The organism is Lapidilactobacillus achengensis, from assembly GCF_003946655.1.
GTDB classification, from domain to species: Bacteria; Bacillota; Bacilli; order Lactobacillales; family Lactobacillaceae; genus Lapidilactobacillus; species Lapidilactobacillus achengensis.
On sequence record NZ_RHOV01000002.1, the window covers coordinates 131,839 to 158,746 of the forward strand.

The window sequence follows — 26,908 nt, forward strand, 5'->3', positions numbered from 1 at the left end:
TTAGCCTCCTTCCGCTCTCAAAGTTTAAACAAAAATAATTGCAAAAACTGCTCCAACAGCAGCCAACAATGAAAACATTTTCATTGCTACAACCAAGTTTAGCACAATCAAAACTTCACAACAAGTCTGTTTTTGATAAAAGTTTATGATTGGTCCAGACCATAATTAGATTATAAGGATTCACTACTAGATTTGTCAACCTCTTTTTAGTGGTATAGCGCAAATGAAAGCGGCGCCACCTGATCTCGCATAAGACCGGGTAACGCCGCACCAAATGGGCGATTCTTTAAGAAAATCCTAAATTAAAATAAGGATTCACTAGTGTTTACCAATATTTTTCTGATCACGGAAGCGTTTCTTTTTATGTGTCTTTTTTCGCAATTCTGGTGCTTTCTGGACCGAATGACCTGCTTTTTCATTTGGCATAGACCAATTTTTCTCGCGAATTGGTTTTGTTTTGAGTGGTTTGTCCGTTTGTAGCTGTTTATCGATCAAATAAACCGTCCGAATTTGGTAATTTGGGCTCACCAACTTTTGCAAATCACGGCGATCGTGGTCGTTACCTAAGCTGATCACCGTACCTTGGTGGCTCATCCGCCCGGTCCGACCAGCCCGATGAATATAGCTGGTCAGATCGCTGGGCATATCATAATTGATCACGAAACTCAGGCCGGCGAAATCCAAGCCGCGCGCCGCTAACTCCGTGGTCACTAAATAAGTCAACTTGCCTTGACGAAATTGTTGCATGATCCGCTGCCGCTCCTGACTGGATTCGCGCCCTGTCAACATGCCAACTTTTAAATTGATGTATTTCAAGGTCTTGAAGAGGGTCTGGGCCTGGCCTTGGTGGCGGACGAAGACCAAGGCGTGATCGCCGGCGATCGGTCCCCGCGCCAACTGCTTCATCAGTTCGGCCTTATGATGGTTGCCGACGATCAGGAAATCATGGGCGGTTTGCTGCTGTTCTTGATCTTGACGCCGGGTATCGCAGCGCACGAAGTCATAGCCAAACCATTGAGCCAACTCCTGGAAAATCGGCTGTTCTGTGGCGGACATCAGAACCATTTGGGTATCGGCGGGGAATTTGCTGATCAGCTCCCGGGTCGCGGTCAAATGTTCCGGATCCAATTGCAGATCGGCCTCGTCGATCACCAAGGTGGTCAGGCGGTCCGCTTTGAGCTGGCGCTGATTCAACAATTCCGTCAACCGGCCCACTGTGGCGACCAGGACTTCTGGATGGGTCTTCAATTGTGTCAATTGGCGCTTCAAATTGGCCTTGCCCACCACGCCCTGCACCTTCAAGTCGATGGCCGCCGCAAATGGTCGGACCACTTCGCGGACTTGCATCGCCAATTCAGCGCTAGGCTCCAGGATCAGTAATTGACTGCCCTGCCGCGGTTGCAACGTTTCTAATAATGGCAGCGCAAAGGCTAAGGTCTTGCCTTTACCGGTGGCCGCTAACCCTAAGACAGGCTCGCCGCGTTTGATCGGCCAATAAACGGCCTTTTGGATCGGGGTGGGTACCGTATAGCCCGCCGCTTGCCATAAAGGTTGGAAGGGCGGGATCGGCGTTACATATTCAGGTTGTGTTGTCATTTTGTCTGGTCACTTTCGAAAACGATCCCAGCGCTGGCCCGTAATTCAACCAAAAGTCGATTGACTTGTCCCGCCAGTTGCCAGTAATGTTTGAATTTGTCTTCTTCACGGTTGGTGAACATCAGGCTGATCGCGTTGACTTCTTCCACCAAGCTATTCTCCGCGGTATGTTGGCTGAGATCCTGATAAACCGCAGGACTATCGTAAAGCCGCACTTGTGTCGGTTCGCCCAGATTGTCCAGCCACAGCGTCTTGCGGTGCGAGTAAATTTCGCTGGCCAAGAAGGATTGCTGGTCCTTCCCGAAAATCAAAGCCACATCGAATTTAGGATAGTGGAGCCGCGCCAGCCCGTGCAAATCAATGCCGTTGTCTGCCTTCGTGGCGTAATACGCGCTGGATTCAGGCACGCCGAACCAATCCACAGCAGCGTACAATAGATAAACGCCTAAATCGTAAAGCGCGCCCCCAGCGAATTTCGGCGAGAAGATGTTGGGATTTTGCCCGGCCTGGAAGGCGTCGAAACGGCTGGAATATTTCATATATGTCAAAGTCGCCCCAGTGATTTCCGTCAATTGACGAACTTTCTCCTGGGCCGTCAAGTAATTGCTGTCGAATAAATGACGCGCCGCTTCAATCACGTGCAAGTCTGGGTGCGCCTGCAAATAAGCGTCGATTTCGTCATACTCGGCGATCGTGGCGAACGCGGGTTTCTCCACGATCACGCTCTTGCCGTGTTCCAAGGCGGCCTTAACGTGGGCGAAATGTAAACTATTTGGTGACGCCACATAAACGACTTCTAAGTCTGGCGCGGTGAAGAAGGCCTCTAAGTCGTCATGCGCCGTTGCTTCTGGTAAAAACAAGTCATCGATCAAGGCTTGCGCTTTCGCTTTATCCCGCGAGTACAAGTGGCTGACTGTAAAGGCGCGACTGGCGATACACGCCTCAACGAAAGTTTTTGTGATTTGACTGGTACCGATCGTTCCTACATTTGTCATGTGCATGGACCCCTTTGTTTTCTTTTGTCCCGTTACCCTATTGTAACAAAAATGCCACGGAGAAATCATTGTTTTTCGTACCAATTTAGAATAACTGATGATATGATTGGAGTATGAAGCAAAGGAGATAAAAATGCGAATTTCGGATATCTACGCTGCCGGGATCCATGGCATCAACCAAGTCAGTCGTTTTCTGACGCAGACACGGCATCGCAAACAGCAGCAAAAGCGCGAGCCTGATCTCTCACTGCGCTATGGTGGTGACTGGTCGTTCATTGATCCCAAAACAAATCAAAAACACGATATGTCGATCGGACGTGACTTCACGATCAAGATCGATCATAAGGCGTTGCCCGGTCGAATCATTGGCCTGGATGGGGAACAGCTGGTCTTTCTCGATCATTACGGCTTCCAACTGAAGGTCTTCGCCAATCACTTAGGCCCAGTGGAAATCTATGATGAGTCCAGCAACCAGACCTATCCCGTGATCAATAATCGCGACGTCCCCCGCCGCCACCCCACTGAATCAACTGACCAGCCCGATTCTGAGCAAGCAATGGCTCAAGAAGACGACTTGATTTTGGATGTGACCGACCTGGTCGAACCGGAAGAATTTGACGCCGCCCCCGCAACCACGGTGCCACATTCCACCAGCGCGGAGGAAACTCCCGTCGTGGCGCCCACCGCTGACGACCACCTTGCTGACGACGATAACCTTGACTCCGACGACCCTGCTGACGTTAACCTTGACGACAACAACCCTGCCGACAACAACCAACCGCGTCAGCCCGAATAAGCATCGCCAAGGGTGTGCCACAGTTCAAGACCATTCACGATAAACAAAAAAGCTAGCGCAGATCGAGAAAATCGATCGCGGGCTAGCTTTTTTTCTTGGGTCGGAAACGGCGAAAAGCGGCCGCGGTGGTAACGCGGCAGGTCGGCAAGTCAGTTAACGCTGACCACAACCGAACTGGTCGCTTAATCCTGGCGGCGCGCTCGCTGACGGCGCTGTTGCCAATAAAAAACCGGCACGCCTAGCAAGGTCATACCCAAACCGATCCCCGCCAACCGCGGTTGCGTGATCAAGGTGGACAGGACAATGAAGCTGCCGCCAATGATGGCTACGATCGGCACCCAAGGATAACCGTTGACTTGGTAAGGCCGCTCCAAATCCGGGGCCTTCCGGCGCAAAATGAAAACCGCCGCGAAAATCAGCGTATTGAAGATCCACATGACAAAGACCAACATATCGGTCAGGAAAGTGAAGTTGCCCAATAGCAACATGACCAGCGCCACCGACACCTGAAACAGCGCGCCCCACAGCGGTACTTTGGTTCCCGTCAAGCGGCGGAATTGACGGGCGAACGGAATCGTATCATTGACCCCCATGGCGTAAGCGACCCGCATGCCCGTCATGGTATAACCATTGATCGCGCCGTAAACGGACACCAAGATGCCGATGGTCACCAACCGCCCGCCTAACTGGCCGAAGATCAGTTTGGCGCTACTGGCCGCCGCCATCGGGTCATGGGCCAATTGACCGATGGGAAGACTCTTCAAAAAAGCCCAGTTGATCAACGCGTAGATCACTGTCGTCAGACCCAAGCCCAAGACGATGGCAATCGGTAAATGTCGCTTGGGATCCTTCATTTCTTCGGCCATATTGCCCACGCTGATCCAACCGTCATAAGCGAACATTGTGGCCAGCATCCCGCCATTGAGCGCCGTGAACCAGCCAATATTCTTCCCTGGCGCCACCGGCCACAAGGGCACCGATTGTCCCTGAGGTTGTAACAAGCCGAAAACAATGATCAGAATGATCGGAATCATTTTGATGAACAGGGTCAAATTCTGAACGGCGCTGCCCAGCCGCGCGCCCAGTAGATTGAGCCCGGTGATCGACAGCGCAATGAACGCCGCTATGGGCACGATCAAACTTAGACTCAATCCCAACAAGCTCACCAATTGCGTCGCGAAAATAATACTCAAAGCCGCGATATTGGCCGGGTAGTAGATCAAGATCTGCGCCCAGCCCAGCAGAAACGAGGGCAACTTGCCATACGCCGCTTCAATATAGTTAACGGCGCCCCCAGCTTTCGGGATCGATGTGGCGATCTCCGCCACACAAAGCCCTCCGGCGATCGTCAACAGGCCGGCCAGAACCCACGTCAACAATAACAAGCTGCCGGAACCAGTATCCCGCGCCAAGATCGACACTTTAAAGAAGACCCCACCGCCGATCACCGTGCCCATAACGGTGGTCAAAGCGGAGGTCAACCCCATTTCCCGTTTCAATGTTGCTTTCTTCTGTACCATCCTGCCGCGCCTTTCCTAAAATCCATTTTTCCATTTTACAGGATTTTTCGCGGCGAAACCATCCTCAAGGCATGATCTTGACTATTTTTTTTACGAATCACGCCGAGGAGCCGGCGGTAAACGGCCCGCATTGGCAGGAAATAGTCACGACGAACGCCTCAGAACGAATCCCGACCAGTGTTCGGCGTTCATTCGTTCCCGCTGGAACAGACCTTGAGCGGTGTATCCTCGCCAAGCGCTCGTTTGAAGCTGGCATAGCGCCGTTATAACGGCGCTACCATAACGCTGAACGGTGGCGGTCACCATGGTCAAAGTTATCCGACCTAGTTTTCTTGTGGATTCCGTTCAATTTTGACAGCGCATTATTCTTTTCCCCAGCAAACAATGGTAGAATAAGAACTATCATAACCAGAGAAAGGGATGACCGAAATGCTCGATGATCGTTTACTTGGCTTGACCTTTATCAATCCGGCCAGTATCACGACGGGTGTCATTGAAATTTTCGGCGTCTTTTATCACTATCAGATCGAAGGCAAAGCAACAGCGGGTGACTTACTGGAAATCATTCGAATCACGCCACTGGCGCTGATCGTTCGGGTAGCGGATCGCCGGTTAGATTATTAGCGTCACCAAACTATCGTAAGGGGGATTTAAGAATGCCAAGTCATATCATTACCATTATTATTGTCGTGTTGGCCATCGCGTTATTGCTGTGGATCTTCTTCTCTTCGATCGCCATTATCCATACCGGTGAAGTGGGCATCGTCGAACGGTTGGGTGTTTACGTCCGCACACTGCAACCTGGCTTCCACATGGTCATGCCGATCATTTATCGCATCACCGAAGTCGTTAACATGAAGCAGATTCCAATGCGCGTCGCTGAACAAGAAGTCATCACCAAAGATAACGTCGTGGTCAAGATTTCTGAAACGCTGAAATACCACATCACCGACGTTAACGCTTATGTCTACAAGAACAAAGATTCCGTCACCAGTATGGTCCAAGACACCCGGGCCGCGTTGCGGGGCATCATTGGTAACATGGATCTGAACGATGTTTTGAACGGCACCGAGGCGATCAACCGCTCACTGTTTGAACAGTTGAGTGAAGTCACCGCCGGCTATGGTTTGAACGTTGACCGGGCCAATATCGATTCCGTCGAAGTTGACCAAGAAATCCAAGAATCCATGAACAAATTACTCCGCGCCTCCCGGGAAAAGGAAGCCAACATCATGCAAGCCGATGGTTTGAAACAAGCTGCCATCGCTAAAGCAGAAGGTGGCAAGCAATCCGCGATCCTAGAAGCCGAAGGTAACAAAAAAACCCAGATCTTGGAAGCTGAAGGTCGCGCGCAAAGTCAGCGGCTGTTGTATGAATCGATCCGTGATCAGATCAACTCAGTCAACGAAGCTCTGGCCAAGGATTCCAACGCTTATCTGCAATATAAGAACTTGGAAGCCATGGAGAAATTGGCTGAAGGCCAGAACAACACGATTGTCATGCCATCTGCTAGTCTAGATCGCTTAGGCGATATTCCCGCGGCTAAGAAATTGTGGGACAGCACTGGCAACGCCCCGAAAAAAATCTAATTTGAATTTGATGTGGTCATAACTCCGGCTGGGGTTATGGCCTTTTTTTGCTGGGATGGTTCGGTTTTTTGATTTGATTGGGGAAATGTCGTTTCTGTTTCAGATCTCTCACCTGATTGCTGGTTTGGTGGGTGTTGCGCGTGAGCGCAACCGGCTGGGACTGCTGTTGCGGACTGGAACGTGGTGGGCGTCGTTTGAAGCCAACCCGCAAAGTGCGCGGCTTGTCTTCAAATCGAGCCTTGTCCTAAGCGGCAGAGCCGCCAAGGACAATTTCACCACTGAGCCGCGCAGTCCCAGCCGGTTGCTAGGCAGAATTGAGCCTATCTGCAATCGAAGTTGGATATCTGACGAAGTGGTTTTGCGAGCTAGAGGTCAAAACAATCGTCCACTTTTGGGGGTGGTACGGCAATGCCAACGGATTCGGATTAGGAGGTCGGGACATTTTGCGTAGGCTGAACGTCTCTACTTGTTTTCTTAACAATCCACGGGTGGAACCCGACCAATTCAGTTGATTCGCCAAGATTCTGTCCGAGTTCATCAGACAGACTGTCCTGGTATCACCAATATAAAGCTTGTAACCACTAGCCACGGTCGTCAATTGCGTGGATCCCCATCAATTGACGATAGCTTGCCAGTCGGCGTGAGTGCTCAAACGGCTGTTAAAACGGTGAGCGGCTGGAGCGGAGAAATTCGGGGTGAGATCGCCGTGAAATTGGTCTTAGTGGCTATGCCACTTAGACCAAGGCTCAGCTTTGAGATTCGCGGGCTTTGCGAAGCTCAAAGTGACGCCCACAGCGAGCTCACCCCGATTCTCGCAGCGCAAGCCGCGGACAACCTACTTTTGCCAACCAAATCAGCGCAAAATTGGAGAAAAAGATGCCGAATGATTCGGAATGAGTTATACTAGCGGCAGATTAACAAGGAGTTGGAAAAATGGGATATAAAATCAGCGACGTCTCCAGAATTACCGGCCTAAGTGCCTACACACTACGCTATTACGACAAAAAGGGACTGCTTCCTTTTGTCGACCGCGACAGCAATGGCCGTCGCCACTTTAAAGAACACGATTTCGAGTTCCTGGCTGTGATCACCTGCTTGAAGGAAACCGGTATGCAGTTGGACGAGATCCGCCAATTCGTTGACTGGTGTCTGATTGGTGATACCACTTTAACGGCGCGGTTGGACTTCTTCATTGCCCACCGCGAAAAGGTCGAGGCCCAGCTGGCGCAAGTTCAGGGCTATTTACAGAAAGTAGATCAAAAGATCGATTACTACCAAAGAGCCTGCGCCGCGGGAACTGAGGATGCGGTACGGGAACCAGCAATCTTGCCGCAACCACGCTAACTCGGAGCAACACTGGGGTTTGATGATTCCGCGTCAATCATGGCTCCAGCAGCGCTCGGAACAAAGACTGGCGTTCCCCATACAATATTTCAACAAGCAAAAAGGCCTTGACCAATTTCTAAATCAGAAAATTGGTCAAGGCCTTTTAAATTAGCGGCTGATCATCATGCCGTAGATTTTTCCGCGATTCTTTTCACGGATTTGTTGCGAGGCTGTTATAGCGTTGAGCGGCTGGAGTAGAGAAAGTCGGGGTGAGATCGCCGTGAAATTGTCCTTAGTGGCTGTGCCACTTAGGACAAGGCCTGATTTTGAGACAAGCCGCGCACTTTGCGGATTGGCTCAAAACAGTGCCCACAGCGATCTCACCCCGATTCTCGCAGCGCAAGCCGCGACCAACCTACTTTTGCCAAGCTAATAAGCCTGATCACTGGAATGCTGACGAAGACTAAGGCAAATCATTGCCCGCCGCGAAGTAAATATCGTACCATTCTTGTTTGGTCAACGTTAAATCGCCGCCGACCGCGCTGTCTTTGATATGCGCCGGATTCATCGTCCCTAAAACTACTTGCATTTCCGCCGGATGGCGTAGGATCCAAGCGGTGGCGATCGCGTTTTTGCCGACATGATACTTCGCCGCCAATTGCGCTAACAGCTCATTGAGCTCAGGGAACTTGACGTTGTCGATGAAGGTGCCCTCGAACATGCCGTATTGGAATGGCGACCAAGCTTGAACCGTAATGCCCTGACGCCGGGAAAACTCAAGCAAACCGCCATCGTGGTTGATCGAGCGCGCATCGGCCATGTTGGTGTGTAGCCCATAATCGATCATTCCCGAATGCATGATGCTGAATTGCAGCTGATTGATCAACAGGGGCTGTGAGACCGCCGCTTGCACCATTTGAAATTGCTCCGGATTGAAGTTGGATACGCCAAAGTGACGCACCTTGCCTGAGGCTGTCAATTCGTCAAACGCCCCCGCGATACCGTCCAAGTCCATCAGTGGATCGGGACGGTGCAATAGAAAGGCATCCAAATAATCGATCTGCATCCGTTGCAAAATCCCATCGACTGCCGCTAATAAATGTGTTTTGGAGAAATCGTAGCGCTTGCCGAAAACAAAACTGCCGTGACTTTTGGCAGGATCAAAAACAATGCCGCCCTTCGATTGGATTGCGAAATCTTCTCGATGTAGGCCGGATTCCCGCAACGCCTGACCGAAAATCTCCTCAGATTTACCCATGCCATAAATATCCGCGGAATCAATATAATTGATCCCGGCTTCTTTGGCGGCTATCAAAGTTTGTGCCGCTTGAGCGGGCGTTAGGGCTTCCATCCGCATAATTCCCAAAGCCAGCGCGGAAGTTTGCCATTGTGTTTGCCCAATATTAACTTGTTTCAAATTAGTCATCCTTTCTTGAACTGAACTGCTCAATCCCAATGTCCTTAACATTGACTAGCATATTGCTTCGACCATAGTCTAAGTCAAGGCCTTTTTTCAAATTGGCCGGTATTTATAACGATTACTGTGCCCTAACCGCCAATCCCCGTGGACAGATGGACACCCGACGACCACCCACCCATTCAGCGCAAATCTTTCAATTTGTTTAAAAATTTCGCTAAAGCGGTTACCTTCCTGTTGTTTTTGCCGAAAAGTGCTAAAGTTTGGTTGATTAAACAACCACTGATTTTAGCAACGATCAGCTGATTTCGTGGCGTTACACCACCGAAGGAGTTCCTGCCCATGCTTGCGTCAATTATGCCAGATCTGAACCAACTCTTGCCCCAACTGATCGGTCAATATGGGAACCTGATCTATCTTGGCCTCTTCATCGTGATTTTTATTGAAACCGGAGTGGTCGTGCTGCCCTTCCTACCTGGTGATTCCTTGCTGTTTCTCTGCGGCTCACTGGCAGCGCTGGACGGCCAACCGCTTAACATCGAGATTTTGCTGATTCTGCTAAGTATCGCCGCGGTCATCGGCGACTCGCTAAACTTCGAAATCGGCAAACACTTAGGCCAACACCTAACCCATTCGGAGAAGATGCAACGCTGGATCAAGCCAGAATATCTGGCCCGCTCCCAAGGTTTCTTCGAGAAGCACGGAAAAGCGGCGATTTTCCTCGGACGTTTCATGCCCATCATTCGCACCTTCATCCCCTTCACCGCCGGCATCAGCCAAATGCCTTATCGCTCGTTTATCACCTACAACATTCTCGGCGGCATCAGCTGGGTCCTGCTGGCCGTCGGTTCTGGCTATCTTTTCGGCAATATCGCCTTTGTCAAAAACCACTTCGAACTGATCATGGTGGCGATCATCCTGATTTCGTTGTTACCCGCGCTGATTATGGCCTTAAAGAAGAAGGCCACGCCTGAAGAAAATTAACTAGTCAAACCCCAAAAGGTCAAACCAAAAAGGACGTCCTGACAATTTGTCAGGATGCCCTTTTTGGGTGTGGTGCATGCTAGTTTGAAACGTGCTGCGCCAGCCCAGCTTCTTCCGCTTAACTACGCCAGGCTTCTGGAAGCAAAACCCGCTTCCAAAAGCCTGGCTAGGTTAATGCTCAGAAGCTAACCGGGCTGGCTCCGCACTCTGTTTTTTGAAACGTGCTGCGCGAGGATTGGCTGTTCCGCTTAGCTACGCATCAGTTCCGGTGGCAAAAAACGCCACCAAAACTGATGCTAGGCTAATGCTCACAGCCACCCATCCTCGCTCCGCACTCTGTTTTTTATCCGGTAATCAATAATGCTAGGGTGAAGGCGGTCAGCATGACCAGGCTGCCGGCGATCAGGTCGCGGGGGCGGTGGCGTTTGAGCTTCAATGACGCCCAGAAACTGAGACCACCTGCCACCAAGAAGGCCGCCGCTGGCTTCAAGAGGCTGAAATAACTCAAGAAAACGATCGGGGAAATCACGCTACAAGCATGACCGGAGGCACGAATCTTGGTCACGCGATTGACCATGGTCAACAATACCGCGGACAAGGCGTAAGTCCAATAGATCAGCAGCAACGGTCGCGGCACTTGGGCCAGCCAGCCATTGAGCAGGGCGCCTAAATAGCCTACCAACGAGCAGATGAACGCCAATTTGCGTTGCGCCGCTCGGCCGCCTTGGCGCCAATGGGGCAGGATCCGTTGTAACGGATACGCCAGCACCGGGAATATTCCCAGCCACAGCAAGGCCAACCAAAAGTTGCCCTGACCACCAAAAATCGTTGGGCGCGTCAACCAAAGTAAGGTCAACAGCGCCATCACCAATAGTGGTGGCACCGTGATCACTCGAATGATTTTCGCTAACTTCTCAGTTCTAGTCATTTCGCCGATCGCCCCAGAAGAACAGCGCGACCGTGCCAGGACCTGTGTGACTCCCGATCGTGGTGCCGACGTAATTGATTTCCACGTGTCCCTTCAAATTAGGGAAGCGACCTTCGATCAATTCCGCGACTTTTTGCGCGTCTTCAAGACAATCTGATTGCGAGATGAAGCATTTGTCCGCGTAAGCCAAGCCATCATCCGCATGTTCTTCCATGCGCTTCACGATTTCTTGGATCACCCGCTTCTTACCGCGGATCTTACTGCGGGGAATCAAATGCCCCGCCTTGTCCATATTCAACAGCGGGCAGATACCCAGCAAGCCGCCCACAAAGCCACTGGTTTTAGAGATCCGGCCACCTTTAACGTAGAAGGACAAATCAGTCGAAAAGAACCAATGGTGCAGATTCAATTTATGCGCTTCGACCCATTCATGCAACTCATCGATGCCCATACCGCCAGCCCGTAATTCGGACAATTTGTCCATGATCAAGCCATAGCCTGAAGACGCGCCCAATGAATCCACAATGTAGATTTTACGTTCGGGGTACTTCTCGGCCAGGATGTTCTTCGCCAAGTTGGCGGAATTGATCACCCCGGATAAGCCTGAGGACAAGGTCACGTGCAGAATGTCCTGCCCCGCCTGCAAGAATTTCTCAAAATAAGCGGTGAATTCTTCCACATTGACCTGAGATGTTTTCGTCTCAGCGCCATTGGCCATCGCCTGATAGAATTGATGAAACGGCATCGATTTGCCCAAATCATCTGGATAAGATTTGCCGTCCAGCTCAAAGTGGAATGGAATATATTGAATATCCGCCTGGCGGAAATGTTCCTCGGTCAAATCAGCTGTTGAACAACAACTGATCACATAGTCGTTTGTCATTTTAGAACCTCCAAAGAAAGATTAAGTCCATGCACACTAGATCTAGCAAAATCAAAGATGGGCCGCCAACGCCAGAAGAACCGCCTTGACTGGCAGTCATCTTCGCCAACTGTTGCCCTGAAATCTACCCCAATTGTTACCATAAGGTTAGCCCTGCCGCCAAGATCTTGGCGCCGCGCCGCAGTTTGCTGATTGCTCGCCACAACGATCACAGAGTTGGCGATTCCCATGGCGGCCAATGATTAAATGCCCATAAACGCCGCAAACACACCACCATCCAGCCCATCAATTTACTTTTTTCCAACCATTTCCCATAGAAAAAATCACTTAATCTAATGTCTCAAATTGTAGCATGCAAAACCAATACATTCAATCATCAACAGCTAATCTGGCGTTCTTATTGGCAAAGAAAACGCAGTGGCTAGATAACCGAAAAAGTTGCCTAAACAGCAAAAACACGGCCCTTTCAGCGAATTGCCTCGCCTAAGTTAAGCCGTGTTTGCGAATCACGTGATCTCGATATTAGTCAGTCAGTTGCTGATCAAGCTGCGTTTTTACGTTTCCAAACGTAACCACCGCAGCTAACCAGCGCCAAACTCATTAGCCCATAAACCGCCACATTGCTAGTGGCTTCATCGGCTTGAGGCAATTTGCCTTGAGTTGTTTTATCGGTTGCGTTTGGTTTCGTCGTTGGTTTGGTCTGATCCCCAGTAGCACCATTGATTGCTTGCAAGTTGCCTAATGCCTTCTCTAACTTGAGCTGAGCTGGTTCGGCATTGGCACCATTTTTCGTGTTGACCATTTGTTGCGCGTGGTTCAGCGCTGCGGTGAAGGCCGCCCAGCTTTGCGGTGTATAATTCTTGGCCTGTTTGCTAGTGATATCTTTGGCCGCTAACCGTTGTTCCAAAGCAACTAATGAGATCTCATGGACCGTCTGGCGCGAAACGATCCGCGTCATTGGCAATTCGGTGCGGTACTGATCCAAGGTTTCCGGCGTTGCTTTGCGCATGTAGTCGAGAAAAACCGTATCCATTGACGGACCCTGTTGGACTGGTTTGCCACTTAACATGGTATAACCATCGCCACCAGCGGCCATGAAATCATTGGTTGCCATTTGATACTTCGTTTGATTATCATTACGAGGTAGGATCTTGCCATTGAGCCGAATCGTCAGCACCCGGATCCCGGTTGTTTTCTTGTCTGGTTCACTGGCTTGTCGAGTGGGATCGTACACCACCTGCAAGGTGTGCGAGGTTTGTAAGAAGCCACCATTGGCACCTAATTTTGGCAAGCCGTTCTCATCCATGACCGGTTTGCCTTGTGCGTCAGTCGCCGCGGGTGAGCGCAGAGAGTGCTCAAACATTTGGTACATTTCAGCTGGCGTTACGGCAATTTGCGAAATGGTATTCCCAAATGGCATCACCGCCACGATCTGTCCTTTTGTCACCGGACCGACTTCCAAGTTCTCACGGATCCCCCCGCCATTAACAACGGCGAAGTCAGTTTTTTGAGCAAATCCAGTCTGGCCATAGGACCAGAGCACATCACCGATCAGATCCCCTAAATTCGTTTCCCGGGTCCGAACATTATCCCGCAAACCATTGAATTTGACCTGATTCTTAGGCAAAATCACTTGCGAGTTATCCCGATCATATTCAGCCTGCGCGTTGTCAACGATTGCTTTAACGGCAGGATCTTCTGCTAAACCTTGCAATTCCTTCGCAGTGTGCAATTCAGCTTTCAAAGTCACCTGATCACCGGCATAAGTGCCAGTCATCAAGCCAACAGTATTTAAATAATTCCCAGTTTGACCCACCAAGACATTGCCGAATTTAAGTCCTTCTGGCAATTGCGTATGAGAATGCCCATCGGCAATGAAAATCCGCTTGTCTGGATATTGCTTGGCCAGACCGGCAGCGACATAAGTCGACTGTTCATCTGCCAAAGTGGTTTTATCCACGCCTAAGTGCGTCATGAAAACGAAATAATCCGCACCATCTTTGATTGCCGCGTCCATCGCTTTGATCGCAGCAGGTAATGGTTTTTCAAACTTGATTTTTTCCACATTCTTTGGATGCGTTTTATAGGCAGTTTCTGGTGTAGTCAGGCCGATCAACGCAAATTTACGCGCTTGACCATTAACCGTCTTGGTGGTCAGCGCATATGGCTGGAACGGCCGCGTCCCATCACGATAGAAAACATTGGCGGAAACAATCGGGAAGTTTAACGCCTTTTGATATTTCAACGCAGTCTCAAGGCCAAAGTCAAACTCATGATTACCCAAGGTCATGCCATCATAACCGACCGCATTCATCGCCTTGACCATGTCCATCCCTTTGGAATAATTGGACAAGGGTAGCCCCTGCATCGCGTCACCTGCATCCACCAACAAGGTTGGTTGGATTTGATCACGATAGGTTTTGAGCCGCGACATCCCTAAAGATTGATCTTTGACGTTGGCCAGTCGTCCGTGCATATCATTGGTATGCATGACCGTGACAACTTCGCTGTTCGCCGCTGCTGCCGGCTCTGTGGCCGCCAGTAGTGCCCGGCTGGGGCCAAATACCAGCCCGATAATAAAGTTAAGTACGACCAACCAAACAAGGGTTTGCCGTCTTGATCCACGCTTCTTTGCCAAACTAAACTCCTCCTCATGATGACCTTGATCATCGCGCTTGGGGCAAGCAAGCCCCTCATCAGAATGGGCACTCCCATTCAAGTTGATTTTAGCAGGAAACTCGCAACAATAGCGGCGCGCTACCGTCTCTTCCTGATCGAATCTCCTCACAAAAAGTAACAAGTTAGATTTTGCTTGCCCGTTATCAGTTAAATACGCCAACGATTTCGTTTTCCCCGAAGAAAAAACATTTTTTCGAAAATATTTTTTTGTAGTTAACCAGGCGGCGATTGCTCCTGGTAGCGACCGATAACTTGTTTCAATTTCGCGATGGGATAGGCCAGTTGCTCCGGCGAACGGCTTTCCAATTTGGTAATGACCGCAACTTTCGGATGATTCAAGACACCAGCGGGGACGAGCACCAAATCAGTGGCCACCAAGGAAACATCCGTGGCCTGATACATGTACTGACGACCACCAGCATTGAAAATAACCCAGCAGATCAGCAACTCACCTGGCAATGGCCAAGCCCGACAAACGTTATGAAAATCAAATAATTCCGTCCGCGGTAAAGTCAGGTGCTGGTCGTCCAACCAGGCAGCGAACCGATCCCAACCAGCCGGTAATTGGGCGCCAACTAGTGGGCCCTGGCGTCGCTGTTCGGTCTGATCTGACCAAGCGATCGTCAGCTCAAAGTCGCCGAAATCAGCTGGGATCATTGCGGTGACAGGTGGCGCCGCAATCTTGAGATCAGCGCTGGTCAATTCTTTCAAGAAAGTCTGAACCGCGGTTGCCTCCGTGAAGGTGATCCGTTGTTGCACCTGATCCAGCTGCAACAACCAAGTGAACGTTCCCGCTGTGCCATCGAACTCGAAAGTCTCCCAACAATCTGTGTATCGCGGCAACTCTTGTAAAAAAACCGGCCGCGCCCGTGTTGGTTTGAAGTGACGCTGGTAGACGCAACTGATTTTGGTGGGGATGGGCACGGTCGGTGTCGCCAGTGACCGCCTTTGGACCGCCGCGCCAGATAATAACGTTGCGAGATCGAGCACGTGCCCGGCAGAATCGAGCTGGAGCCAACCGCTAAACTGCCAACCATCGCCGGTGGCCGTCCGGACGGCTAAATGCCACATGCCCACAAGATCCCCAGACGTCGGTCCCGGCGTCCACGAAACCGCTTGGTCAAAGAACGCCGTCAAAACCGTCGCCAATTGTGGTGATCTTAACCGCCAAATTTTGCTGGGGCCGACTTGGCGGGTCAAATAATCGTAATAACGTAACTGCACTTGACCTTCAGACGTGAAATCTAACCGTTGCTCCACCACCGTGCCTGGGTTGGCCAAGGGGCGATAACCGAAATCGTTGACCACCAACGTCAAAGCGCTGGCCTGGCCAAAGCGCACCACCCCATACGCCCCAAACAGCCAATCTTGCAGCGCCGCTTGTTGTAAAGGTTGGTCGGCCGCTCGCCTGATCGCCGGCGCAGTCAGCAGGGCAAGCTGATTTAACGCCAGGAGTAACCACTGCTGCTGTTCAACCGGCAACCCGGTGACCGTGACCAAACGCGGCAGTTCAGTCGTGAAACGGACCAATCCATCCAGTAATAGTGGCGCCGTCAGCTGATCCAACCGTGCAATCAACCGCTCCCCAGTCCACGGCGATTGGTCTGGCGCAAATAGGGCCAAGTAAGTGCCCGGCTTCGGCAAAACAGCGGTCGCCGCCAAGTCTTGCACCGCTTGGGTAAAGGGCCGGACCCAGGTCAAGCCGGCACCAGCCGTTAACAATTGTTCATACCAGCGCACCGCAAACTCGTGCACCGCACCGCTTTCCGCTAGCATTGTCTTCCCCCCTTTCCCGTGATTTCAGCCGCGGTGACCAGTCGCCCAAAAAGCGATCATCACTACGCTGTCAGCCTCATGTGAATAAGGCTTAACGAGCACCGTGATAATCGCCAAACAACTATGATCATCGCTTAAAAAAAACAACTCCAAAAATATCGAAAATGATCTGACCCGCCAGTTAGCGCGCACCTGCAAAAAGACCGGATCTCTAACAATTTTGCCAGTACGCAACTGATCCGCCCTGAACCGCTTCAGTGCTAACTACCAACCGAAGTCCTGCACGGCGACATAATACCCATTCTTGGTGCGCACCACGCCGACGCCGATCCGCGAAAAACTAGAATCGAGCATATTCTCATTGTGACCAGGAGAATTCTTCCATTGGGTCATCAACTTGCTGGCAACCTGGGCGGAATTGTCGGTACCGCCGGAACGGACCGCCAGATTCTCGCCGCCAACTTGCGTCCCGATCAAGCCTGGGGATAGATCAAAGGAAGTCCCATTCGCGTTCGTGTGGTCAGCAACCATAATGTCGCCACCGTGATCATTGATTGCCTGAGCTTCGTCTTGGGCGCGTTCCAAAGCACCAGCCATCAAAGCACTGTCCCGGGTCAGGATTGCTTTACCCTGGCTCTGCCGATATTGGTTCAGTAGGTAAACGATCTGATCAGCGACTTGAGCGGGAACGATGCGAGTACTGTCGAGGTCTGGCTGAGGATTGCTTGCCGGTGCGATCGTCGGCTCATTGGCCAAATAAGCCTTCCTGTCCCGAGAACGCTCACTGATCAAATCCAAATACTGCCCGTCGACCCACTGCTCGCTTCCGAGTTCATACCAAACCTTCCCGTTAACAACGGCCCGCTGATAAACGCGCCAAGTGGTGCCATGGGCCAAACGACGGCCACGACCAATGTTGACCGGCTTACCATTCAGCGGCGTGCCCCAGATCACGATCCCGTAGCCCGGCACATAATTGACCCGACCTGTGGCGTTGATCTGCTGGACCGAGGTTTCCTGCCGTTGATCGGCGTAGCGCGAGGAGAGCCACTTATTGTTGCCAACCAGGAAATAATAATCCAGTTGATTCTTCGCCTTGACCGCGCGAAAAGTTTTCCAAGTTGAATCAGGGTTAACTTTCTGCTTGGTCATCGTTGCCAGCGGTGGATCTGCCCAGAGCGCCACTTGATAGCCCTTCACATAATTGACTTTGACCACACCCATTGCCGCCTCCGCTGGATCACTGGATCTAAACGCCGTCGCGGCCGCCAAACTAACAGCCGCCAATCCTAGCGCTACCCAGCGCCGCCATTTCCCGGCCTGCCTTTGGTCATGACCGCCTGGAATTCCGGCTTGGTGCCCGTACTTTTCTAGCTGTCCCATCTAGATTCCTCCTTAATGAATACAAGTTTATCATAGCACAATAGTTTTTTATTGAAAGCCCTTTCTTGACTTTGCTGTGCCCATCCTTTGGCCGCTCTTCAAGTGTAATCACAGTGATCGCCGGACCGGTAAAATCACCTCTGATTTTTCTCTAATTATTGTCAACGCGATCGAACCGACGCTTGATTTTCCAGGGACTGGTGTAAAAAAAATCACCCATTCTTTTGCGTGATGACTTAAAATCAGTCAGACTTAACGTACGCTCAACTTCGGTCTGCCCGTGTCCTAGTCCTGGTGCCTCGCAAGGACAACGTCGGGAAGCAAGCAGCGCGGTTCACACCAACACTCAGTAAACAACCAAGGGAGGTGCCCTGATGACCACAACGATCGGTCAAATTTTGCGGCAACGACGGCAGGAACGGCAAGCGACCCAAAGCCAGATCTGCGCCGGGATCTGTTCCCAGTCCATGCTTTCGGCAATCGAACACGACCAATATATTCCCAACGCGCAACTTTTGATCGCCTTGAGTCAACGCCTGGCGCTGACGCTGGACACTTTCAGTTTGGCGACCAACTACGCGGTCAGCGCCGAGCCCAGCTTCAACGCTCAAACGATTGCGCTGTGCAACCAACATCGCTATCAAGAATTGCTGGCGCTGCTTTCGCGGCCTGACGTGATCGCGTCGATCAACACGGCCGCTCAGACCCAGTCCTATTACTATTATTTGGCGGTGGCCCAACAGCAAGCGGTGCCACACCCCGACTTGGCCCAGGTTCAGCGCTCACTGCAGCTCTCTTTAGCCAGCGCGACCACGGCGCAACCGGCGTTAACGCGGCTGGCCACGGTAACATCCGCCTGTCTCACGGCCAAATCAGGTCAGACTGAGGGCGTCGTTGACCAGGTCGAAACCGCGCTGGCAGGGATCGCCAACGCCCCATTTGATGAAAACCTCAATATCGTTTTCTATTTGGCCGCCCTGACCGACTATTATCGCGGCAACCTAGCCGCCAGCCGCAACCGCTTAACTCAGGGGCTCGATTTCATCACCGCCCATGATTCTCATTATCTATTGGCCAACTGCTATTATTTACAGGCCTGGCTGGCAGAATCCGCCGGCATTGCCACAGAAGAACAGCAGGCGCAGGCGCACGCCACTTTCCTGGCCGATCTTTTCCACGAGCAAGTATACAAACTCTAGGCAATATCAGTATTCTGATTAGGCCCTACTTGGAAACTCAAGTATGCTGAAGTCATTCTTAGAAGGAGCGTGACTCATCATGCAAAACTTTTTCGACAACACCCTGACTATTCATGCTGAGGCGGCAACGATCAGTGCAATCTTATTAGACCCCAGTCGCTTGATCCAATGGAATCCGGCGATCCAAGCGATTCGAGCAGAGCGGCCGAACCAAGCGGCGCAACCGCGTCAAGCGGATCGATCCGAGCAACCCGACCAATCAGAGCAACTGCAAAAAGTGAACCAAGCGGATCGAGCAGATCGAGCGGCGCAACCCACTGGTAGCGAACGGCGCTATCAAATCGGGCGCGACCGTGAGGCGATCAACCAGACCGAGGAACTGACGATCGGTCAAAGCGCAGATCTGATCACCTATTCGGTCAACGGTAATCGGCTATCTTACTGCGTTCAATTCCAGCTGACCGACAATGGCGGCACGACCGCTGTGGCTGAAACGGTGCTGGTTGACGCCAAGGCGCTCCCCGGGATCCCGCTGACCTTGTTACGACCGGTCACCAAACATGCCTTCCTGACCAATCTCCGCGCGCTAGCCGCGTTGGCAGAACGCGGAACGCAACGGGGTGACTTCGAGCATTAGCCTAGTTTTGGTTTCGGAAGCGGGCTTTGCTTTGGAAAGTAGCTTGACCACAGCTTGCGCTACGAGATTCGGGGTGAGCTCGCAGTGCAAGTCGCGGGCATGGTCGAAACGTGCTCTCCGACCCAGCTTCTTCCGCTTAACTACGCTAGGCTTCCGGAGGCAAAGACCGGCCTCCAAAATCCTAGCTAGGTTAATGCTCTGAAGCTACCCGGGTCGGTTCGCACTCTGGTTTTGAAACGTGCTGCGAGGTGCAGACCGCTGCGCCTTAAAGTATCTGCTTGCCCAATCCGCTGCGCGGCTTAGTCAATCAGATAAATTAATGCTCACGGTCTAACCGCACCTCTCCGCACTCTGGTCTACAACTGTTTTTGGTAGATTCGGGACTGTTCGCCCCACGGATGATAACCGATGGCCAAGTAGTGGAAGTCATAATGTTCATAATAGCCATGATGGTCCGTACACAAATATAACTGCTCGAAACCAGCGCGCCGGCAATCCTGTTCGGCGCGCTGGATCAATTTGGCGCCATACCCGTGACCGCGATGATCCGCTTCAATGAACAGCGCGCACAGCCAGGGATACAGATCCATCCGACTGATGAAATCATTGGGAATCAAGCCGGCGCCACCAATAATTTGCCCTTGATCCAGCAACAAATACCACTGGGGCAAGGCCGCCGTCGTGGTCAGACAATTGGTGATGCAATCCTGATAGACCATGCGACTGTCCGCATCGCCCCACTTACTTTGAAAATACGCGATGGCGGCCGGCGCGAACGCCGGCTGTTCTCGAACTGAGATCACTTCCATAACGATGCTCCTTGACTGAATTTGAACCGGTTGATTTTGAAATGGCGATTTTAAAATGCTTGACCATTAAATGATAAGTAAAAATTAGAACCAGTTTTGTGATGACGGCGGAAACAAATCGCCTTGGGCTTGTTTGATGGCGAGAGCTTGAATGAAATCCGTGGAAATTGTTTGGACGCGTCCCTCAACTAGCAATAACAGATCACCATTACCGATCGGGCGATGATTCGAAAACAGGCTAAAGGTATCCACGTCAATGATGGTCCCGCCAGCACACTCACGGGTCAGTTGCGGTACCGGGGTGTGGCCGACGATCTGCCGCGGATAATCTGGATTGAAATAACCACTCAGCTCAGTATCAAAATCAGCCCACAATAAGCTGCCCCAGCGCGCCAAACCACCACGACTAAAGCCAACGTTATGTTCTAGACGGTTCAAGTCGGATAAATGCTCTCGACTAAGCGGTGCGAAATACCAAGGCTCTGGTGCTTCGGTGTCAACGAAACCGGCGTGGCTGAGTAGATAGCCATCACTTTTCAGCGCCAGTTGGCAACCCAATTGAAATAAACCCGCGCTGATTTTCCGACCAACCACAGGATCAGCGCTGGAATAGTGGCTCAGACTCCCCGTCAGGTAAGGAACATCATGATTACCTAGCAAGCAAACCACCGGCGTTCCTTGCGCGCGCAAAGCCGTGACCCAATCCGTCAAAAAGACCAGCTCACGCTGATACAGTTCACTATTCCCAGTTTCCGACCACTGATCGAAATAATCGCCTACCAGAACCACCTGATCCACCGCCAAGTCCGATAATTTCGCCGTCACCAGTGGCAAAACCGTCGAGCCCAACAAATGCAAATCGCCAACGACAAGTGTGCGCATGCCATTCTCCCCTCTCGTCAACGCTAGTTTCCCAGCATTCCCATTGTGCCGGACAATGATGACAGGAAAAATAAGTCATCATTTTACCATTGAATTACCTCGCGAATTATCAAACAACCGCGTTAGGTCGACTTCAGCGCCCGCAACTGCCGCTTGATTTTCTGGGCGGCCCAGGCGTAGTGACTGCTGGTGGCCGAGATGCAATAACTGCCCAGACTGGTGCTGCCAGTCCACTTGAAATACGCCTTCGTGAACAGCGCTTCATCAGAAAAAGTGTCGATCAAGGCCAACACTGCCTGATGACTTTGCCGCAAAGCCGTCTGCGCCGCGGTCAAACTAGTCACCTGATGTTGCCGCCAAAATTCGTCGTTGAGCCCAGCGTAATTCCGCCACGTATACGGCGCGGGCAGAAACGGCACTGCTTGAACACGCCCGCGATTAGCCGCGACCCAGTTCAACAACAACTGATGCCACTCCAGCAAATGCGCCAAAACATCGCGCAAATTACGATCGCGTCGCCAATGGGCAGCTTGATCCTTTGCCGTCAGTGGAAAAGTAAACTCCGCCGTCTGCGCGGTCGCCGGTAACTGGGCAATCAGCTTTTCCAATTGAGAAAATTGGATCGTCGCGGCAGTTAGTAGTTCGGCCTTTGAAGTCGGTCTCGCCATGGTCAACATCCTCCTGAAAATTCAAATCCATCAGTGCTATTGTGGAACAATGTCCGGTAATCCTTTAGCAACACACCTTTTCAGTAGCGCGGATAGCAAATATTTTCTGAACAAATCCTCGGTGCAGCATCGCCGGCGGTTACCCCCACCACCCCGGAAAAATCCCCATTATCGGAAACCAACCTACCAGCGGTGATCAGTCAGTCGACAACAATGGGTTGCCAGGCGAAGGGCAAGAGATCGCGAGCCGCCACCTTGACCAAGTGACCTTGCTCATCATTGACGATCACCTTGATGTCGGGACAATAGCTGAACAGCATTTGCCGGCAATTGCCACAGGGCGCGACCACCCCGTGCAGACTATGATCGTGCGCCGCGACGATCGTATCGAAAGTCCGGGCGCCGGCAGAGATGGCCATGCCCATGGTCACGTATTCAGCGCAGGATCCATGAATGCCATCGCAATTCACCCCTTGATAGGTTTGGCCGGTGCTAGTACGCAAGGCACAACCGACCGTGTGATGATAAGTACCGTCATCGAAATTGTTTTTGAGAACGGCTAACGCTTGTTCGATCAACGCGTGATCGGCGGGGGTCAGGGATAGTTTTTCCATAAGGTTCTCCTTTGAGATAACATCTGGTGCCAGCGGCGTATTTTCAAGGCAAAGTGGGCGACAACGGCCTCGTTTGCGTTGCGGTTATTCCGTGGCCGGCGCTTTGCCAATGATCCACTTGGTCTGTTCAACGGGGCGCGGCGCTTCCTCCACGCTAAAATAATCCACCGCCACCACCTTGACCGTTGTCTCATGTTGCTTGGCGCCGGTGGGCACGATCACAAGATCCCCTTCCGCGATCTGCTCATCATCGGTCAGATAGTAATAACTTTCAGCGCCATCCTTAAAAACAACGCTGCAAAAAATCAATTCATCCGGGCGTCGTTTAGCCTGGCGATAAGTCCGCGGATCAAGGATCGCGCCTTGATCATAATTGCCTAGCAACTCGGCGAGCTCGGCCGCGAAGTCAGCGAAGTCCTCTGGTAGACCTTGGCGATCGAAACTACCGCTCAACACGCGCTGGGGGTTCTTTTCGTAATCCACCGTGATTTGATAAGTCTTCACATCATCCGCCATAACGTCGGGCGCTGGCGGATGACCCACAGTATAGGCGAAAGTGCCATTTTCCTCAAGATCTCCCAGCAGTCCTGCGACGACTTCAGGTAACTGGTAGGCCCGGGTGATTTTATTATCCGCGCCGAAATCCTGGATCTGGGTGATCGTCGCTGTGTGCCGATCGATCTGCCATTGCTCCGAATAATCCTGCAACCGCTCAAGCTGCTCATCAAAACCTAGCAGGTAGATAAACCGCGGAAACGAATCAACGGGCGGACGCCGATCTTGGTAAGTCACGGTCAGGCGTGAAATCGTAGCCTCCGGTCTAGGTTCGCCAAAAGCGATCACTTTGGCGATTTTGACCGTGGCGCGAATCAATTCCGACAAATTGGACTGACTCGTTGCGCTGCAACGTCCCAGGGCGCCAGTAAGGGGCAGCACCACCCCAGCCTCGTTCATCAAAGTCAATTGCCAGACGCCGGTCGTGCTCGGCTTGGGAATCGGTGGATCTTGCCGGAAAGCCGCACTGATCGCCGCGAATAATTGTTGAATCTCCCCGGGATCGATCCGAAAGGTCTGCCGCCGCGTCAACGTTTCCGAATCAGCGAGCGCGCCAATAAAGGTCCCTTCACCATTGGCCGTGAGGGTGAGCCACTGGACCAATTCTTCATCCTGTTCTGGATAACGATGTAAATCCGCGCCATAAGCCTTCGAGGTCAACACTAACTTGGCCAAGGGCGCCTGCTCAAAGAAATCATCAAACATTAGCCAACCACCTTTCTTGCTACCTAGCAAATGCTAGAAACACAAACTCAATAGAATTCCAACTAAAAAGAATCCTGACCACGCAAACTGGCGCCTCAATATAAATTAAGCAAACAATCTGTTGCGGTTCTACTTTAGCCTGCAACAAAAGATGAGCGACCCGCCTGGAAAGAATCTGGGTCTTCCCGGTTCCCGGGCCCATCACCATGACAGGCTCTTCAATGCACTAATTATAGCATTGATTAACTTAATCACAATGCATTAATCATGGGCGCCCATCACTAATTGGCGCCGCGTTGGCCCCAAGCGCATACCACGGCCGATCGAGGATTGACAAGAAATAAGTTGAGACTTATATTGGTCATATGGATGGTGGCGCTTTCTCCAATCAGTGCGCAAGCAAGCATGTTGGCAGCGCTAGCGTGCTGGAACGCGGCGCTGAAGTGAGGCGTCAACCGTCAACCACCAATTATCAAATTGTCATCGTGAAAGGACCGATCAGTGATGAATCGAATCGAGATCCGCCGGCGCGTTGTTGAACACCTTAAGACGCACCACATTCAGTACATGGATGATTTCAATTCCCCATGCGGCCATGAGCGCCTCCTCTTAAACTTCGTCAATCGGGATAACGCGCCAGGGGAAACGATTGAAGCGACCTTTATTTTGCACAACGAATGGATTGAATCTCAAGCTTATTACAACCAGGTTGGATCCATCCTTTGCAAGCGAAGTGACCATATTCCCGAACTTTATCGCGTGCTGAACTATATTAACGCCAGGGTACTGCTCACTTATGGCGATACTTCCGGCAACGGACTTTACTCACCGACAATTCTTTACACACCGCGGATCAACTTAAGCGAAGGCCAGGGCTTTAACATCCAAATCACGACCATCGTCAATAACGATTTCTTCACGCTTACTCCCGTTGAGACGTTGGACTATCTAACAGAGTTCCAGCCGGAGTTTTTGAACATATTAGCGCCACCGATTTTCGGTCTACTTGACGGTATTCTAACACCGGAAATGGCGATCCGCCAAATCAAGCACGACTGTATTGACTAGCATGGCGGTTGAACGTTCTTTGACTCATTCCCACTAGTTCTTACCGAATCCGATCCGCGCCAAAACAAATAACAGTTCAACTTAACCTTGCGGAAATTATCGCTAAGATCAAGTTAAACTGTTATTTTTTCTAATGGATCAAATTGGATCGTCGCGGCAGTCAGTCGTTCGGCCCTTGAAGGCGGTCTAGCATGGTCAACGCGATCCTAGTCTGGCGGAATTGTTTTACGAATGATCCGTTTGATTGTTTCAACAGGCACCGGCGCATCCGCCAAGCTAAAATATTCCACCTCGATCACTTTAGCAGTAGCCTCGTGATTATCGGGGCCAGCTGGAACGATAACAAAATCCCCAGCGGCGATTTGTTCATCATCAGTTAGGTAGTAATAACTTTTGCCGCCACCTTTAAACGTGACCAGGCAAAAAATCAAATCCGATGGGCGCCGTTCTGTCTTGTCATAAATTTCCGAGTCTAGCAAGTCACTTTGATCATAAAACTGAAAAACCTGATTGAGTTCTTCCGCGAAGGTGGGAAAGTCCTCAGGAAGCCCATTTTTATCAAAGCTACCGCGAAGCACTCGTTGCGGCTTCTTTTCATAATCGATCGTGATCCGATAATCCTTGAACTCGTCGGGAGTTGCGTTCCCATTAGCTGCCTGACCTTCCGTATAAGCAAATAAGCCGATCACCGCAAAATCGTCAAGTAATTTAGCGACTTGATTGGTGAATTCATATTTTCGTGTAATTTTACTGCCTGAGCCTTGATCGTGAATCCGGGTGATCGTCGCGGTTGGTCGGTCGATGATCAGTTGTTCTGTCTGGTCGTCCGTGGACTTGATTACAGGAAAATCCGGATCGTGAAGCCAGTCCGCAAAACGGTCAAAGTTAAGTTGCCGCACCTTATGATAATCGATCGTGATCCGTTGAATCAGGTCAATTGGCTGCGGTTCGCCAAAAGCGATGACATTCGGGAGCTTGATCGTTGTTCGGATCAATTCCGACAAGTTCAGCGTTGGCTCAGCAAAACACTGCCCCAAAGAACCGCGAAAAGGCTGGGTCATACCGGCAGCATTCTCCAAGCTCAGTTCCCAAGTTCCCCGATCTGTTGGCAACACGTCCGGCAACCTCTGCAGAAAAGCTGTTCCGATGGTCACCAATAGTAGTTGTGCAACGAGTGGTTCGATTTGATTTTTTTTGCGGCGCAGATTCAAACCCGAATGGCTCAGCGCTTCAATGAATTCAATGTGTCCCTGAACATCAATCGTGACTTGCTGGATAAGACTCTCATCCATCTCCGCTGGGAAAAATTGCAAATAATTGGAAGTCAGCGTCAACTTGGTCAAGGGCGCCTGGCTAAAAAAATCCTCGAAGATAATCATGACCTCCTTTCGTTGTCTGGTCGCCAAACAAGGCTTATCGCCTATTCTTAATATATAATATCGATATTATCCACATCAGGTCAACACGCTACTTAGCCATTGACCAACCAGTGTTCGTCGCAGTTTTCGCGACGGCACCAAATCTCGGCGACCAACTGCCCTTGAGCCTCTTAACAGTCAGCGCCCAAGCACCCAGCGCGATTTTTCCGTGCCATTTCAAACGGCCGGCGCGCGCATCAGTTTAACCCTAGCATAGCAGATTTAGCGCCATTTCTATACGCTAAACTAGCAAAATTTTGGCAGGTGGCGTCCCATCGATTCTCGACCTACTTGACGGCTGGATTGATGTTGAAACGGCGATCCAGTATATTAAACGAAAACTGGCGGATTGACCGATCAAAACCCAGATTTCAGACATTTCTGAAGGTAAGCTTCGGTAACAAAATAGTGAGAGCCAACTCGGGTAGTTCCCAAGCAGTTAGTCTAGCAATTGTTTTGGAAGCCCCGCGTTGCTTTTGAA

General features: G+C 51.2%; 27 protein-coding genes. 11 read left to right on the forward strand and 16 right to left on the reverse strand.

The window, feature by feature from the left end:
- Positions 1-318: 318 nt before the first annotated feature.
- A complete protein-coding gene (locus tag EKM94_RS02090; RefSeq protein WP_125596723.1) occupies positions 319-1,596 on the reverse strand; it encodes a DEAD/DEAH box helicase in 1,278 nt (425 codons plus the stop codon).
- Positions 1,593-2,591, reverse strand: coding sequence for a Gfo/Idh/MocA family protein (locus EKM94_RS02095; RefSeq protein WP_164511059.1), 999 nt, complete (start codon positions 2,589-2,591; stop codon positions 1,593-1,595). Before EKM94_RS02095 ends, EKM94_RS02090 begins: the two co-directional genes overlap by 4 nt.
- Positions 2,592-2,724: 133 nt before the next feature.
- On the opposite strand from EKM94_RS02095, the gene EKM94_RS02100 reads away from it, so the two are divergent.
- The gene (locus EKM94_RS02100) at positions 2,725-3,387 is read left to right on the forward strand and encodes a DUF4828 domain-containing protein (RefSeq protein ID WP_125596730.1); all 663 of its coding nucleotides are present in this window, start codon (positions 2,725-2,727) and stop codon (positions 3,385-3,387) included.
- Positions 3,388-3,569: 182 nt separating this feature from the next.
- On the opposite strand, the gene EKM94_RS02105 is transcribed toward EKM94_RS02100, so the two are convergent.
- The gene (locus EKM94_RS02105) at positions 3,570-4,907 is read right to left on the reverse strand and encodes an APC family permease (RefSeq protein WP_125596733.1); all 1,338 of its coding nucleotides are present in this window, start codon (positions 4,905-4,907) and stop codon (positions 3,570-3,572) included.
- A 429-nt stretch (positions 4,908-5,336) separates the two neighbouring features.
- On the opposite strand from EKM94_RS02105, the gene EKM94_RS02110 reads away from it, so the two are divergent.
- The 6 genes from EKM94_RS02110 (at position 5,337) to EKM94_RS12265 (ending at position 8,255) form a co-directional block, all read left to right on the forward strand.
- Positions 5,337-5,531: a hypothetical protein gene (locus EKM94_RS02110; RefSeq protein ID WP_125596736.1), complete on the forward strand. Its 195-nt coding sequence runs from the start codon at positions 5,337-5,339 to the stop codon at positions 5,529-5,531.
- A 32-nt stretch (positions 5,532-5,563) separates the two neighbouring features.
- Entirely contained in the window at positions 5,564-6,496 is a 933-nt protein-coding gene (locus tag EKM94_RS02115) for an SPFH domain-containing protein (RefSeq protein ID WP_125596739.1), read from the forward strand.
- A gap of 127 nt (positions 6,497-6,623) precedes the next feature.
- A complete protein-coding gene (locus EKM94_RS02120) occupies positions 6,624-6,947 on the forward strand; it encodes a hypothetical protein (RefSeq protein ID WP_125596742.1) in 324 nt (107 codons plus the stop codon).
- 57 nt (positions 6,948-7,004) lie between these two features.
- Entirely contained in the window at positions 7,005-7,403 is a 399-nt protein-coding gene (locus tag EKM94_RS02125) for a hypothetical protein (protein ID WP_125596745.1), read from the forward strand.
- 26 nt (positions 7,404-7,429) lie between these two features.
- A complete protein-coding gene (locus tag EKM94_RS02130; protein ID WP_125596748.1) occupies positions 7,430-7,840 on the forward strand; it encodes a MerR family transcriptional regulator in 411 nt (136 codons plus the stop codon).
- Between the two features lie 262 nt (positions 7,841-8,102).
- The gene (locus EKM94_RS12265; protein ID WP_164511060.1) at positions 8,103-8,255 is read left to right on the forward strand and encodes a hypothetical protein; all 153 of its coding nucleotides are present in this window, start codon (positions 8,103-8,105) and stop codon (positions 8,253-8,255) included.
- Between the two features lie 30 nt (positions 8,256-8,285).
- Here the strand turns inward: EKM94_RS12265 and EKM94_RS02135 are convergent, their stop codons facing one another.
- Positions 8,286-9,239: an aldo/keto reductase gene (locus EKM94_RS02135; RefSeq protein WP_125596751.1), complete on the reverse strand. Its 954-nt coding sequence runs from the start codon at positions 9,237-9,239 to the stop codon at positions 8,286-8,288.
- A 342-nt stretch (positions 9,240-9,581) separates the two neighbouring features.
- Here EKM94_RS02135 and EKM94_RS02140 point away from each other — a divergent pair, with 342 nt between their 5' ends.
- Positions 9,582-10,223 carry a VTT domain-containing protein gene (locus EKM94_RS02140; protein ID WP_164511061.1) on the forward strand — a complete coding sequence of 214 codons (642 nt, stop codon included), beginning with the start codon at positions 9,582-9,584 and terminating at the stop codon, positions 10,221-10,223.
- A gap of 343 nt (positions 10,224-10,566) precedes the next feature.
- Here EKM94_RS02140 and EKM94_RS02145 read toward each other — a convergent pair whose 3' ends face one another.
- The 5 genes from EKM94_RS02145 to EKM94_RS02165 all read right to left on the reverse strand — a co-directional run bounded on the left by EKM94_RS02145 (position 10,567) and on the right by EKM94_RS02165 (position 17,872).
- Positions 10,567-11,151, reverse strand: coding sequence for a hypothetical protein (locus tag EKM94_RS02145; protein ID WP_125596757.1), 585 nt, complete (start codon positions 11,149-11,151; stop codon positions 10,567-10,569).
- On the reverse strand, positions 11,144-12,034 hold the full coding sequence (locus tag EKM94_RS02150) for a DegV family protein (RefSeq protein WP_125596760.1): 891 nt from the start codon (positions 12,032-12,034) through the stop codon (positions 11,144-11,146). Before EKM94_RS02150 ends, EKM94_RS02145 begins: the two co-directional genes overlap by 8 nt.
- A gap of 541 nt (positions 12,035-12,575) precedes the next feature.
- Complete coding sequence (locus tag EKM94_RS02155) at positions 12,576-14,672, reverse strand: 5'-nucleotidase C-terminal domain-containing protein (RefSeq protein WP_125596763.1); 2,097 nt, start codon at positions 14,670-14,672, stop codon at positions 12,576-12,578.
- A 254-nt stretch (positions 14,673-14,926) separates the two neighbouring features.
- Entirely contained in the window at positions 14,927-16,489 is a 1,563-nt protein-coding gene (locus EKM94_RS02160) for a hypothetical protein (RefSeq protein ID WP_125596766.1), read from the reverse strand.
- A 264-nt stretch (positions 16,490-16,753) separates the two neighbouring features.
- On the reverse strand, positions 16,754-17,872 hold the full coding sequence (locus EKM94_RS02165; RefSeq protein ID WP_125596769.1) for a CAP domain-containing protein: 1,119 nt from the start codon (positions 17,870-17,872) through the stop codon (positions 16,754-16,756).
- Positions 17,873-18,246: 374 nt separating this feature from the next.
- Here EKM94_RS02165 and EKM94_RS02170 point away from each other — a divergent pair, with 374 nt between their 5' ends.
- Together EKM94_RS02170 and EKM94_RS02175 are read left to right on the forward strand one after the other, a co-directional pair.
- Positions 18,247-19,071, forward strand: a complete 825-nt coding sequence (locus EKM94_RS02170) for a helix-turn-helix domain-containing protein (protein ID WP_125596773.1) — start codon at positions 18,247-18,249, stop codon at positions 19,069-19,071.
- Positions 19,072-19,150: 79 nt separating this feature from the next.
- Positions 19,151-19,708 carry a hypothetical protein gene (locus EKM94_RS02175; RefSeq protein WP_125596775.1) on the forward strand — a complete coding sequence of 186 codons (558 nt, stop codon included), beginning with the start codon at positions 19,151-19,153 and terminating at the stop codon, positions 19,706-19,708.
- Between the two features lie 356 nt (positions 19,709-20,064).
- Here EKM94_RS02175 and EKM94_RS02180 read toward each other — a convergent pair whose 3' ends face one another.
- The 6 genes from EKM94_RS02180 to EKM94_RS12960 form a co-directional block, all read right to left on the reverse strand.
- Complete coding sequence (locus EKM94_RS02180) at positions 20,065-20,517, reverse strand: GNAT family N-acetyltransferase (RefSeq protein ID WP_125596778.1); 453 nt, start codon at positions 20,515-20,517, stop codon at positions 20,065-20,067.
- Between the two features lie 84 nt (positions 20,518-20,601).
- The gene (locus EKM94_RS02185; protein ID WP_125596780.1) at positions 20,602-21,399 is read right to left on the reverse strand and encodes a metallophosphoesterase family protein; all 798 of its coding nucleotides are present in this window, start codon (positions 21,397-21,399) and stop codon (positions 20,602-20,604) included.
- Positions 21,400-21,521: 122 nt separating this feature from the next.
- Positions 21,522-22,067: a ClbS/DfsB family four-helix bundle protein gene (locus EKM94_RS02190; RefSeq protein WP_125596783.1), complete on the reverse strand. Its 546-nt coding sequence runs from the start codon at positions 22,065-22,067 to the stop codon at positions 21,522-21,524.
- A gap of 200 nt (positions 22,068-22,267) precedes the next feature.
- Positions 22,268-22,681 (reverse strand): cytidine/deoxycytidylate deaminase family protein, encoded by a 414-nt coding sequence (locus EKM94_RS02195; RefSeq protein ID WP_125596786.1) that lies wholly within the window; start codon positions 22,679-22,681, stop codon positions 22,268-22,270.
- A gap of 84 nt (positions 22,682-22,765) precedes the next feature.
- Complete coding sequence (locus tag EKM94_RS02200; protein WP_125596789.1) at positions 22,766-23,941, reverse strand: hypothetical protein; 1,176 nt, start codon at positions 23,939-23,941, stop codon at positions 22,766-22,768.
- Between the two features lie 19 nt (positions 23,942-23,960).
- Positions 23,961-24,149: a UvrD-helicase domain-containing protein gene (locus EKM94_RS12960; protein ID WP_125596792.1), complete on the reverse strand. Its 189-nt coding sequence runs from the start codon at positions 24,147-24,149 to the stop codon at positions 23,961-23,963.
- Between the two features lie 296 nt (positions 24,150-24,445).
- Here EKM94_RS12960 and EKM94_RS02210 point away from each other — a divergent pair, with 296 nt between their 5' ends.
- Positions 24,446-25,009 (forward strand): hypothetical protein, encoded by a 564-nt coding sequence (locus EKM94_RS02210; RefSeq protein WP_125596795.1) that lies wholly within the window; start codon positions 24,446-24,448, stop codon positions 25,007-25,009.
- A gap of 206 nt (positions 25,010-25,215) precedes the next feature.
- On the opposite strand, the gene EKM94_RS02215 is transcribed toward EKM94_RS02210, so the two are convergent.
- Positions 25,216-26,388 (reverse strand): hypothetical protein, encoded by a 1,173-nt coding sequence (locus tag EKM94_RS02215; protein WP_125596798.1) that lies wholly within the window; start codon positions 26,386-26,388, stop codon positions 25,216-25,218.
- Between the last annotated feature and the right edge of the window lie 520 nt (positions 26,389-26,908).